The following is a 12,231-nucleotide window of genomic DNA, read 5'->3' on the forward strand; positions in this document are numbered from 1 at the left end:
AGCCGGGGCGGCCCCGGGGGTGCCGGGTGGGCCGCCCCGGTGGTGTCCGTCCGGGCCGGGGCGACGCCCGGAGCCGCCGGTGATCCGGAGACAATAGGGTGGGAGCGGCCAGACCTCTGAACCGCCGAGGAGCACCCGCGATGTCCCGACCCAGCGCATCCCTTCGTACCGCCGTGGTCTGGGACGTCCTGCACGCCGCGCTCCAGCGCCGGGCCGGGAGCGCGGGGCGCCCCGCGCTGCGCGTCCTGGACACCGGCGGTGGCACCGGCAACTTCGCGGTGCCCGTCGCGCGGCTCGGCCACCGTGTCACCGTGGTCGACCCGAGTCCGAACGCGCTGTTCGGGCTGGAGCGGCGGGCCGCCGAGGCCGGGGTCGCGGACCGGGTGACCGGTGTACAGGGCGACGCGAGCGGCCTGTTCGAGGTCGTCGAGCCCGGCGGGTACGACGCGGTCCTCTGCCACGGAGTGCTGGAGTACGTCGACGATCCGGTCGAGGCCCTGCGGAACGCGGTGGCCGCCCTGCGCCCCGGCGGGGGCACCCTCAGCCTGCTCGCCGCCGGACTCGGCGGCGCCGTCCTGGGCCGGGCGCTGGCGGGGCACTTCACCGAGGCGCGGCACGCGCTGACCGCACCGGACGGCCGCTGGGGGGAGAGCGATCCGGTCCCCCGGCGCTTCACTCTGGAGCAGCTGACGGAGCTGGTGACCGACGCCGGTCTGCGGCCCGCCGCGGTCCACGGCGTGCGGGTCTTCGCCGACCTCGTCCCGGGGGCCCTGGTGGACACCGAGCCGGACGCGGTCGCGGCGCTGGGCCGGCTGGAGGCGGCGGCGGCGGAGCTGCCCGCCTTCCAGTCGATCGCGAGCCAGCTGCACGTCCTCGCCGAGTCCGGGGTACCCGAGGCGGGATGAGACCGGAACCCGTCGCGCGACGAGGCGTGTACCCGGCGTATCCGCTGGCCGGACGGTCGGCGGCCGGGGGACGCGGCCCGCCCGATCACTCCGCGCGCGCCGTATTATCGAGGGACACTGTCGGCATGGCGGAATGGCGGTGCGGGAATGAACGATTTGCGGTGTTCCGCGTTGCCGTCCGGCGTCTCCGGTCAGGTGCGAGGAATTGGCGTAGAGGGGCGGGTTTCACGGGGGCGATTCCCTGCCTATCCTGAAAGGGTCGCATCCGGTCGCCCCCGCGACCGACGAGTAGGAGGACTCCGTGCCGCTCTCTGAGCACGAGCAGCGGATGCTCGAGCAGATGGAGCGAGCGCTGTATGCCGAAGATCCCAAGTTCGCGACAGCGCTCGAAGGAAGTGAGCTGCGCCGGTATACCCGCAAGCGGTTGTATCAAGCGGCGGCGGGCTTTCTTGTGGGCATCACGCTCCTCATGGCCGGGATGGTCGCGCAGCAGATCTGGGTCAGCGTCGTGGGTTTCCTCGTCATGCTCGGATGCGCCGTGCTCGCGGTGACCGGCTGGCGCAAGGTGCCCAAGGCGGGGGAGCAGCAGACCGAGGGCGGAAGTGGCGAGTCCGGGGGTGGGTCGGGCGATACGCGGGCCCGTCGCCAGTCCAGGCCACGCCGGTCGATGATGAACCGGATCGAGGACCGCTGGCAGCGGCGCCGGGACGAGGGCTCCCACTAACCGGGGGCGTGATCCGGCCGCCGGTGCGACCGGCGATCCACGAGATGTGGGCGGCAACCGTGTGAGCGGTCGCCGCCCACTCGACGTCCCGGCCCGCCCGGGCCCGGGCTCTCCCGGTGTTTCCGTGCCGCCCCTGACCCGCGCCGTCACCGCCCCGAGTCCGCGCCGTCCCGCGCCGTCGCCACTCCGCGCGTCCGGCGGCGGACTGGTGGTGCCGTCCTCGCCGGTCCGGCGCGGCACGGCGCCGATCCGTCCGGCGGCGCCGTGCCGACGGCGCCCGTCGCGGGCGTGACCCGTGGGCCCCGCCGTCCACGCCGCCGCTCGCTCACCCGCCCGGCCCGGCGGCCGTGCCTGCCGCGGCCTCCGGCCGGGCCCGGCGGGGGCAGCGTCTCCGTCGGCGTCTCCGCGTCCGCGGCCCCGCCCCGCCTCCGCCCGTCACCAGCCGGGGCGGGGCGAGCGGCGGACTCGGGCGCTGGGACCGGACACGGGCGGTGGGACCGGGCTCAGGAGGTGGGGCCGGGCTCAGGAGGTGGGGCCGGTTCGGGGGCGCCGCGGAACAGGGACGCGCAGCGTTCCCGGACGCGCACCCAGCGTCGGCTCGCGGCCCACGCCACCCGGACGGAGGAACGCGGCAGCAGAACCGCGCGCAGCCGCAGACCGCGCGGGGCGGCCTCCCGCAGCCCGGCCCGTACGCGGAGCACGTCCTCGGTGAGACCCTCGACCGGCCGGGGGCGTGGCGCGTACAGCACCTCCTCGACCGCGAGCGCCACCCGGTGGGCCGCCTCGGCCGCCTCCGGGTCCAGCTCACCGATCCGGGCGATCCGGGCCGCCGCCTTGCGCGGGGTGGCCGACTCCTCCGGCTGCACGCCGAAGTCCCAGCCGGAGTCCACGAGTTCACGCCAGGCCGCCAGCACCGCCGGTCCGGAGGCTGGGCCCGGCGGGCCCGTGAGGCGTCTCGCCCGGACGCGGGTGCGCCACAGCAGTGGCAGCAGCGGCAGGAGTACCGCCGCGAGCACCACGAGTCCGCCTCCCACCACGGTGCCGGTGGGGAAGCCACCGCCGCCCTGCCCGGCGTTCGGCGGCGCCGCCGCCTGGCCGCAGTCCGGGTCCTGCCGCCGCGCCTCGGCGTCGCACTCCTCGGACGGGGTGGGGGAGGGCGCCGCGGTCTCGCTCTCCTCCGGCTCCGCGCTCGGCTCGGACGGGGGCTGCGAACTGTCGGGGATGTTCGGCTGCGCGTAGGGCGGGGCGCTGCCCCGCGAGGGGGTCGGCTCGAACCGGGTCCACCCGGCGCCCTCGAAGTACAGCTCGGGCCAGGCGTGGGCGTCCTGGAGGCCGACCTCCACGGTGCCGTCCCCGGTGGGTGTGCCCGGGGTGAAGCCGACCGCGACCCGCGCCGGGATGTCCAGGGTGCGGGCCATGGCCGCCATGGAGAAGGCGAAGTGGACGCAGAACCCCTCCTTCTTCCGGAGGAAGTTGGCGATCGCGGCCGATCCGCTGCCCGCGTCCACCTCGGTGTCGTAGGTGAACCCGCCGTCCCGCGCGAACCAGTTCTGCAGCTTGACCGCGCGGTCGTAGTCGGTGTCGGCGCCGCGGGTCTGGCGCAGCGCCGTCCGGTGCACCACCGAGGGCAGGGAGTCGGGGACGTCCGTGTACTCGCGGCGCAGCCGCTCGGGCGGGGAGGGCGCCTGCCGCAGTTGCTCGGCGGTCGGCGACACCTGGAGGCTCTCCACCTCGTACTCGGCGCCCTTGGTGGTCTGGCCCCGGTCGCCGACCAGGGTGCGGCCCTCCGGTTCGTACCGCCACCGGCCGTTGATTCGCACCTGGTCGGCCGGATAGGGCATGGGCAGCCAGTTCTGCGCGTACCAGTCGGCCGCCTTCACGGTGCTCGTGACCTTCTGGGCGCGGACGGCGGGGCCCAGCCCGGGAGCGGGCGGCAGGGTGCCGGGCAGTTCGCGGATGCGCCGTTCGGACGGCTTCCACGCCGAGCCGTCGAACTGGTCGAGCGCGACGATCCGGAAGTACAGCTCCTCGTTGCTGGAAGCCGAGGTGGTGTAGGTGAGGGCGGTGCGGTTCTCCGGCTGGTTCAGGCTGTCCTGGAGGGCGACCAGCGGGTTGACGGCGGATACGGTGCCGCCGCCGTCCTTGCCGCCGCGCCCACCGCCGTCCCGGGCGGCGTCGAGCAGCCCGCCGTCCAGCGAGGGCAGCACCGCGGGGACGGCCAGCGCGATGCCGAGCGTCAGCACGCCGATGCGGCGGCCGGTCCGCACCGGCGCCACCGCGGGTTCCGGTGCCCCGCCGGGTGGGGAGGAGCGCGGTGGGCCGGAGCGGCTCCGGTCGGAGAAGATCCGCCCCCACTGGGCGAGCCGGTCCCGGCTCTCCGCGAGGAGCAGCAGCAGGTATCCGGCCGCGGCGCAGACGAACCACAGCCAGCGGGTGCCGTCCTGGGCGAGCCCGGCGGCCACCGAGTACAGCGCGAGCAGCGGCAGCCCGGCGGGGGCGGCGCTGCGGTACGTCACCGCGAGAACGTCCACCAGCAGGCCGATGACCAGCACCCCGCCGACGAGCATCAGCCGGATGCCGTCGGTGACCGGGGCCGGTATGGCGAACTGGCCGACGTCCTGGGTGCCGCGCTCCAGCAGCTCCCCGAAGTACGTGAGGACCGCGGGAGTTGGCAGCACCCCGGCCGGGGCGACCTCGCGGGCGAAGACCACGGTGAGCAGCAGCAGTGAGACCAGGGCCTGCGCCCCGACCGTCAACGGGCGGGGAAGCGGCACCCGGCGTCCGGCCGTGCCGACCCCGGCCTGCACCGCGAGCAGCGCCGCCGCCTGGAACATCCAGGTGGCCGGGGTGACCAGCGGCAGCAGCGCGCAGGCGGCGGCGAGCGTGGCCACCACCGCGCAGATCGTCAGCCGTGCCCGCCCGCTCATCAGCCCAGCCCCTTCTCGGTCGCCTTGTCCGTCTCCTGCCACAGCGTGGCCAGCGGGACACCGGGGCCGCCCGCGATGACCCGCCAGCCCGCCTCGCGCAGCGTGCGCGCCGCCTCCTCGTCCGCCGCCGGACCGGGCGCGGTGGCCGCCGGAGCCGCCGCGGCCGTGCCGTCGGCGGCCGGGGCCGGGTTCGCCGGGCGGCCCTCCACCGGCGCGGGGCCGCCCGGCGGGACCGGCGCGGAGCCGCGGGTGGTGAACGCGACCGCCCGCCGGGCCCGGTGCCGCATCCGGGCCACGGTGGCCACTTGCCGCTCGTCGAGGCCGCCGAGGAAAGCGACCAGCAGCCCCTCCCGGCCGCCGGAGGCGGCTCCGCGCAGCATGTCGTAGGCGGGCGCGAGGTCCGGCGCCTCCGAGTGCCCCAGCTCGGCGAGGGTGTCGAGGAGGACGCCCGGGAGGTCGGCGGAGTCGCTGCCGACGCCGCTCTCCGGGCTGGGGGTCAGCACCCCGGTGTCGGTCAGCAGCCGCACGGCGTAGCCGCGTTCGAGCAGGTGCAGGCAGACCGAGGCCGCCCCGGAGACCGCCCACTCGAACGGGGAGTCCGGGCCGGAGCCCGGATAGGCGTCGCGCCGGGTGTCGAGCAGCACCGTGCACTGTGTCTTCTGCGGCTGCTCCTCGCGGCGCACCATCAACTCGCCGTGGCGCGCGGTCGAACGCCAGTGGACCCGGCGCAGGTCGTCGCCGTGCCGGTAGCCGCGCGGGATGACGTCGTCGTCCCCGGCGAGGGCGAGGGAGCGCTGGCGGCCGTCGCCGTGGCCGCTGGTCTCGCCGGAGAGGCGGACCGGCGGCAGCGACTCGACGGGCGGGACCACCGTCAACGTGTCGTAGGCGCTGAACGACTGGGTCAGTTCGCACATCCCGAACGGGTCGGTCAGCCGCAGCTGGAGGGGGCCCAGCGCGTACCGGCCGCGCAGGTCGGAGCGGACCCGGTAGGACACCTCGCGGTGGCCCCCGGCCTCCACCCGGTCCAGCATGAAGCGGGGGCGGGGCCCGAGGACGTAGGGCACCTGGTCCTGGAGCATCAGCAGGCCGGTGCGGAACCGCGAGATGTTGTCCACCCGCAGCCGCACCCGCGCCTCGACGCGGGCGGGCACCCGCGAGGGGCTGAGCATCCGCGAGCCCGCCACCCGGTAGCGGGTGCGGTGCAGCACCAGGACGCAGATCAGCGGCAGCGCGGCCAGCAGGACGCCCACCCGCAACAGGTCGGCCTGGCCCAGGGCGTAGGCGCACACCGCCGCCGCCACCCCCGCGGCCAGGAAGGAGCGCCCGCGCGTGGTGAGGCCGCCGAACGCCCGCCGCAGCGAGCCCCGCTCGGTACCGCCGGGCGGGGCGCCACCCGGGCCGGGGGCCCCGCCCGGCTGGACGTACGGCGGCGGCTGCCCGGCGCCCGGCGGCGCGGAGGACGGGACGGGCGGCGGTCCCCCGCCACCCGGCCGCCACCCCGGCGGGGGCGGTGGGGCCGACGGGGACGAGAAGTGCGCGGGATGCCCGGCATGCGAGGGCGGCGCGGGACCCGGGGCGTACGGAGGGGGCGAGTGGGGCGGGGACGGCGGGGGCGACCAGGGCGACGAGGGGGAGGCGCCGGGCGGCGGCTGTGCCCCCGACATCAGTGCCCCCGGTGCGGCGGGCCGTATCCGTTGGGCGGCGGCGCGCCACCGGGCGGCACGGGCGGGGCGGCCGCCGGGACCGGCACCCGCTGCACGATGTCCGCGACGACGGCCTCCGCGGTGCGCCGGTTCAGCTGGGCCTGCGCGGTCGGCAGCAGCCGGTGCGCGAGCACCGGCGTCGCCAGCGCCTGCACGTCGTCCGGCAGCGTGTAGGCGCGCCCGGCGAGCGCGGCGGCGGCGCGGGCCGCGCGCACCAGGTGCAGGGTCGCCCGCGGGGAGGCGCCGAGCCGCAGCTCGGGGTGCGAGCGGGTGGCCGCCACCAGGTCCACGGCGTACCGCCGCACCGCCTCCGCCACGTGGACCCCGCGCACCGCCTCCACCAGCTTCACGATGTCCCGCGCGTGCGTCACCGGCTGGAGGTCGGCCAGCGGCGAGGCGCCGCCGTGTACCCCGATCATCTCCAGCTCGGCGGCGACGCTCGGGTAGCCGACGGACACCCGCGCCATGAAGCGGTCCCGCTGCGCCTCCGGCAGCGGATAGGTGCCCTCCATCTCCACCGGGTTCTGGGTGGCGACGACCATGAACGGCTCGGGTAGCTGGTGCGTCTGCCCGTCGATGGTGACCTGGCGTTCCTCCATCGACTCCAGCAGCGCGGACTGGGTCTTCGGGGAGGCCCGGTTGATCTCGTCCCCGATCACGATCTGCGCGAAGATCGCGCCGGGTTTGAACTCGAAGTCCCGCCGCTGCTGGTCGAAGACGCTGACCCCGGTGATGTCCGAGGGCAGCAGGTCCGGCGTGAACTGGATGCGCCGCACCGAGCAGTCGACGGAACGGGCGAGCGCCTTCGCCAGCATCGTCTTGCCCACGCCGGGCACGTCCTCGATCAGCAGGTGCCCCCCGGCGAGCAGCACCGTCAGCGACAACCCGACGACCTCGGGTTTCCCCTCGATCACGGTCTCCATCGAGCGTCGCACCCGGTCCGCCGTGGAGCTCAGCTCGCTCAGGTCCGCTCGCTGGTCATAGGTCGTCACCGGCCCTCCTCGGCCCCATCCCCGTGGTTCTCGTGTCGTTCTGCCGCGCATTCTTCACGTTGCCGGGGTCATCCGTCACGGCTCCCGGGTGATCTCCGGGTCGATCTCCCGGAGCAGCCCCGTCGTCACGTCGAAGACGAAGCCGCGTACGTCGTCCCGGTGCGGGAGGAACGGGGAGGTGCGCACGCGCTCCATCGACTGGCGCACGTCCTGGTCCAGGTCCTTGAACGCCTCGACCGCCCAGGAGGGGCGCTGGCCGACCTCCAGCTCCAGCTCGTGCCGGAAGTCCTCGGTGAGGTTCAGCAGGCCGCAGTCGGTGTGGTGGATGAGCACCACCGAGCGGGTGCCCAGCGCGCGCTGGCTGATGGTCAGCGAGCGGATGATGTCGTCGGTGACCACCCCGCCCGCGTTGCGGATGGTGTGGCAGTCGCCCAGGTTCAGGCCCAGGGCCTCGTGCAGGTCGAGCCGGGCGTCCATGCAGGCGACGATGGCGACGTTCAGCACCGGGCGGGCGTCCATCCCCGGATCCGTGAAGGTGTCGGCGTACTCCCGGTTCGCGTCGACGAGCCGGTTGGTGACGCCGTCCTCGCGTCGGGCGTCGCCGTCGGCCGGGGCGGTCGTCTGCTGGGGAGCGGGTGTTGGCATACCTACGACGGTAGACGGCGGGAGCGCGGTCGGCCTGCCGCGAGAAGGGGCGAAAGCTGTCAAACAGGGCGGCGTGCCGCGATGTGAGCGAGGCCACAGCACCCCCGCCCGTCCGGGGTGCCCCGCTCCGGGGTGACGCGCCCCGGCCCGTAGTTGACCGCGGGGACGAGTGGACTAAAGTGACGCGAAGTGGGAGCCGAGGCACATCCCACGGCCCCGGACCCCTCGGACACCCGGTCACCACCGCGTGACCCGGCCTCCTCCCGCTTCCGCCGCCCCCGCCCGGCACCGGTCGCGGATCCCCGGTCCCGTCCACCGGCCCGCGCGGTGACCCGTGGGGCGGTCGCCTCCGGGGCGTACGCGCGGGGTGGGCGGCACTCCCGTGCCCGGCACAGCTGAGAGGGCACATGACGACGAACGAGCGGCCCGTGGGGGAACGGCACCGGCCGGTGATGCTCCAGCGCTGCCTGGACCTGCTCGCCCCCGCGCTCGCGGAACCCGGGGCCACCGTCCTCGACTGCACGCTGGGGCTGGGGGGACACAGCGAGGCGCTGCTCGCCACCTTCCCCGCGGTCCGGCTGATCGCCCTGGACCGCGACCCCCGCGCGCTGGACCTCGCGGGGGAGCGGCTCGCCCCCTTCGCCGACCGCGCCACGCTGGTACACGCCGTCTACGACGAGCTGCCCGAGGTGCTGGACCGGCTCAACACCCCCCGCGTGCAGGGCGTCCTCTTCGACCTCGGCGTCTCCTCCATGCAGCTGGACGAGGAGGACCGCGGTTTCGCCTACGCCCGGGACTCCCCGCTGGACATGCGGATGGACCAGACGCGCGGTGTCAGCGCCGCCGAGGTGCTCAACACCTACCCGCCCGGCGAACTCGTGCGCGTCCTGCGGGCGTACGGCGAGGAGAAGCAGGCGAAACGCATCGTCGAGGCCGTGGTGCGGGAGCGCGACCGGGAGCCGTTCTCCCACAGCGCCCGGCTCGTCGAGCTGATCCGGGACGCGCTGCCGCAGGCGGCCAAGCGCACCGGCGGCAACCCGGCCAAGCGCACCTTCCAGGCCCTGCGCATCGAGGTCAACGGCGAACTCGCGGTACTGGAACGGGCCGTTCCCGACGCCGTGGGGGCGCTGGCCGTCGGGGGCCGGATCGCCGTCCTCTCCTACCACTCGCTGGAGGACCGGCTGGTGAAGCGGACGCTCGCCGCGGGCGCCGCGAACACCGCCCCCGCCGGACTGCCCGTGGTGCCCGAGCAGTACCAGCCGCGGCTGCGGCTGCTGACCCGCGGCGCCGAACTGCCCACCGAGGAAGAGATCGCCGAGAACCGGCGTGCCGCGCCCGCCCGGCTGCGCGGCGCGGAACGGATCAGGGAGGCCGTCACATGAGTGCCCCGCCCCGTCTCGCGCGGCTGGCGCGCATCGTGCCCTCGGGGCCCGGTGGACCGGCCGCCTCCCGCACTCCGTTCGTCCTGCTGGTGGTGGTGCTGCTCGGCTCTGGTCTGCTGGCGCTGCTGTTCCTCAACGCCTCGGTCAACCAGGGCTCGTTCCGGCTGAGCAAGCTGGAGAAGGAGACGGAGGAGCTGACCGACGAGCAGCAGGCCCTCCAGCAGGAGGTCGACCGGCGTTCGGCCCCCGACGTACTGGAGCGCCGCGCCCGTGAGTTGGGCCTGGTCCCCGGCGGCAACCCCGCGTTTCTCGCCCCGGACGGCACGGTGCGCGGCAAGCCCGAACCCGCCGTCGGCGAGCGGGCGTCGCGCGGTGCGGCGCGGGAGCCGGGCGCGCGGCCCCAGTCCGGAGCGGACCGGGAGGCCGTGGAGCCGGGCGCGCCGATCCTGCCCGACGCCCCCGGCACCGGAACCCGGGGCGGCGCGCGGTCCGAGGGGGCCACCGGTTCCTGGCAGGTGCCGGAGTGAGCCGCGAGCCGTCCGGCGGGGCCGGCGGGTCCCGTCCGCCGGGCCGGTCGTCGCAGGGGCGGTCCGCCCCGGGGGGATCCTCCGGGCGCGGCCGGGCCACCTCCTCGGGCGAGCCCCGCCCTCCGGGCCAGCCCAAGCCCTCCGGCCAGCCCAAGCCCTCCGGCCAGGGCAAGCCCTCCGGCCAGGGGAAGCCCTCCGGCCAGGGGAAGCCCTCCGGTCAGGGCAAGCCGAGCACGTCCAAACCCTCCGGGCAGTCCGAGTCCCGCCAGTCCCGCCAGCCCAGCCAGTCCCGCCAGGCCAGGCCGGGTTCCGACAGGCCGGGTGCGTCCAGGTCCAGCCAGCCCGGGGCGAGCCAGTCCAGGGCGACGGGTCAGGCGAAGCCCTCGGGCCAGGGGCGGCCGTCCGGACGCGGTGAGGGGGCGGGGCGGTCCGCCTCCGGCGAGCGGTCCCGGCCGTCCGCGCGGAGCCAGCCGTCCGCCCGCGGCTCCGGCGCCAACTCGTCCGCGGCGGCTGGGTCGTCGGCGGCGCGCCGCATTCCGCGTCCGGCGGGTTCCCGCCGGGGCGACGGCGGCGAGCCCCCGCGCGGCCGTTCCGGTCTGCGGCTGGCCCAGCCCCGCCCCCGGCTGCGGCTGGTCGCGCTGGGGCTGACGATCGTGATGGTGGTCTTCACCGGGCGCCTGCTCCAGGTGCAGGCGGTCGACGCCGACGCGTACGTCGCGAAGGCCGCCGTCAACCGCTACATCACGGTGCCGCTCGCCGCCGAGCGCGGCACCGTGACCGACCGGGACGGCACCGCCCTCGCCTCCACCGTCGACGCCTACGACATCACCGCCGACCCCTACCTGTTCACCCCCGGGCAGAGTGGTGTCCGGAACGCCCCGGCCCGCGCCGCCGCCCTGCTCGCCCCGCTGCTCGACGAGGACGAGCGGGACCTCGCCCGGAAGCTCGCCAAGACCGGCACGCGGTACGTCCTGCTGGCGAAGCAGCGCACGCCGCGGGTGTGGCGGCAGATCAAGGACGAGAAGCGGAAGCTCGCCGCCGAGGCGGCCAAGGGTCGCGGCGCCAACGTGCTGGCCGGGATCTACCAGGAGAAGCACCCCAAGCGGGTCTACCCGAACCGGCAGCTGGCCGGCTCCGTCCTCGGCTTCGTCGACGCGCGCGGCAAGGGCGGGGCGGGCGTCGAGGCCCGGCTGGACAAGCAACTCGCCGGCGAGGACGGCAAGATCACCTACGCGCAGTCCGGCGGGCGCCAGGTGCCCACCGCCGGGGTGCGGGAGCAGGCGGCCAAGCCGGGCAGCGACATAGAGCTGACGCTGGACCGCGACATCCAGTGGGCGGCGCAGCGCGCCATCACCGACCAGGTGGCCCGGTCCAAGGCCGACCGGGGCTACGTCATCGTCCAGGACACCCGCAGCGGCGAGGTGCTCGCGATGGCCAACGCGCCCGGCTTCGACCCCAACGACCTCTCGCGCACCGACGCCGCCGCGCTCGGCAACCCCGCCGTGCAGGACGCCTACGAACCCGGGTCCACCAGCAAACTGATGTCCATGGCCGCCGTCCTGGAGGAGGGCAAGGCCACCCCCCGCACCCATGTCACCGTGCCCAACCGGCTCAAGCGCGCCGACCGTTCCTTCGCCGACGACGTGGACCACCCCACCTGGCAGCTGACGCTCAACGGGGTGCTCGCCAAGTCCAGCAACATCGGCACGATCCTCGCCACCGAACAGCTCGGCGACACCCAGGCGCGGGCCAACCGCGTGCTCTACGACTACCTGCGGAAGTTCGGCATCGGACGGCCCACCGGGCTCGGCCTGCCCGGCGAGACGAAGGGCATCCTCGCGAAGCCCGGTGAGTGGAGCGCCTCCCAGCAGTACACGATCCCCTTCGGTCAGGGCCTCTCGCTCAACGCCGTCCAGGCCGCCTCCATCTACTCGACCATCGCCAACGGCGGTGTCCGCGTCACCCCCTCCCTGGTGCGCGGCACGACCGGACCGGACGGCCGCTACACCCCCCGTTCCGAGCCCGGGAAGCAGCGCGTGGTGAGCGAGAGGACCGCGAAGACCCTCGCGCGGATGCTGGAGTCCGTGGTGGACGACATGGAGGGCACCGGGACCACCGCGAAGCTGCCCGGATACCGGGTCGCGGGCAAGACCGGGACGGCCAACCGGGTGGATCCGCGGACCGGTGGCTACAAGGGCTACACCTCGTCCTTCGCCGGGTTCGCCCCCGCCGACAAACCCCGGGTCACCGTCTACTGCGCCGTGCAGAACCCCACCAAGGGCAGCTACTTCGGAAGCGACGTGTGCGGACCGGTGTACAAGCAGGTCATGCGGTTCACGCTGAAGTCCCTCCAGGTCCCCCCGACCGGCGCGGCTCCCGCGCGGCTCCCGGTCCTGGCCAGGTCCGGCCAGGACCAGAACTGACGG

At 75.4% G+C, this 12,231-nt stretch carries 9 protein-coding genes; 5 read left to right on the forward strand and 4 right to left on the reverse strand.

Annotation, left to right across the window (positions count from 1 at the left end; genetic code table 11):
* Window positions 1-140: 140 nt before the first annotated feature.
* The gene (locus E0L36_RS05190; protein WP_180927638.1) at window positions 141-905 is read left to right on the forward strand and encodes a methyltransferase; all 765 of its coding nucleotides are present in this window, start codon (window positions 141-143) and stop codon (window positions 903-905) included.
* A 301-nt stretch (window positions 906-1,206) separates the two neighbouring features.
* Window positions 1,207-1,629, forward strand: coding sequence for a DUF3040 domain-containing protein (locus E0L36_RS05195; protein ID WP_180927639.1), 423 nt, complete (start codon window positions 1,207-1,209; stop codon window positions 1,627-1,629).
* Window positions 1,630-2,132: 503 nt separating this feature from the next.
* Here the strand turns inward: E0L36_RS05195 and E0L36_RS05200 are convergent.
* The 4 genes from E0L36_RS05200 to E0L36_RS05215 all read right to left on the reverse strand — a co-directional run bounded on the left by E0L36_RS05200 (window position 2,133) and on the right by E0L36_RS05215 (window position 7,896).
* Window positions 2,133-4,556, reverse strand: coding sequence for a DUF3488 and transglutaminase-like domain-containing protein (locus E0L36_RS05200; RefSeq protein WP_180927640.1), 2,424 nt, complete (start codon window positions 4,554-4,556; stop codon window positions 2,133-2,135).
* Window positions 4,556-6,220: a DUF58 domain-containing protein gene (locus E0L36_RS05205; RefSeq protein WP_180927641.1), complete on the reverse strand. Its 1,665-nt coding sequence runs from the start codon at window positions 6,218-6,220 to the stop codon at window positions 4,556-4,558. Before E0L36_RS05205 ends, E0L36_RS05200 begins: the two co-directional genes overlap by 1 nt.
* The gene (locus E0L36_RS05210; RefSeq protein ID WP_180927642.1) at window positions 6,220-7,251 is read right to left on the reverse strand and encodes a MoxR family ATPase; all 1,032 of its coding nucleotides are present in this window, start codon (window positions 7,249-7,251) and stop codon (window positions 6,220-6,222) included. Before E0L36_RS05210 ends, E0L36_RS05205 begins: the two co-directional genes overlap by 1 nt.
* A gap of 75 nt (window positions 7,252-7,326) precedes the next feature.
* On the reverse strand, window positions 7,327-7,896 hold the full coding sequence (locus tag E0L36_RS05215) for a carbonic anhydrase (RefSeq protein WP_180927643.1): 570 nt from the start codon (window positions 7,894-7,896) through the stop codon (window positions 7,327-7,329).
* A 407-nt stretch (window positions 7,897-8,303) separates the two neighbouring features.
* Between E0L36_RS05215 and rsmH the strand changes: the two genes are divergently transcribed.
* From rsmH to E0L36_RS05235, 3 genes are all read left to right on the forward strand, one after another.
* A complete protein-coding gene (gene rsmH / locus E0L36_RS05220) occupies window positions 8,304-9,278 on the forward strand; it encodes a 16S rRNA (cytosine(1402)-N(4))-methyltransferase RsmH (RefSeq protein ID WP_180927644.1) in 975 nt (324 codons plus the stop codon).
* Window positions 9,275-9,805 (forward strand): septum formation initiator family protein, encoded by a 531-nt coding sequence (locus E0L36_RS05225; RefSeq protein WP_258015903.1) that lies wholly within the window; start codon window positions 9,275-9,277, stop codon window positions 9,803-9,805. The genes rsmH and E0L36_RS05225 overlap by 4 nt, the downstream gene beginning before the upstream one ends.
* A 533-nt stretch (window positions 9,806-10,338) precedes the next feature.
* Entirely contained in the window at window positions 10,339-12,228 is a 1,890-nt protein-coding gene (locus E0L36_RS05235; RefSeq protein ID WP_308416705.1) for a penicillin-binding protein 2, read from the forward strand.
* Window positions 12,229-12,231: the final 3 nt, after the last annotated feature.

The organism is Streptomyces sp. AJS327 (genome assembly GCF_013450295.1).
Classification (GTDB): Bacteria; Actinomycetota; Actinomycetes; order Streptomycetales; family Streptomycetaceae; genus Streptomyces.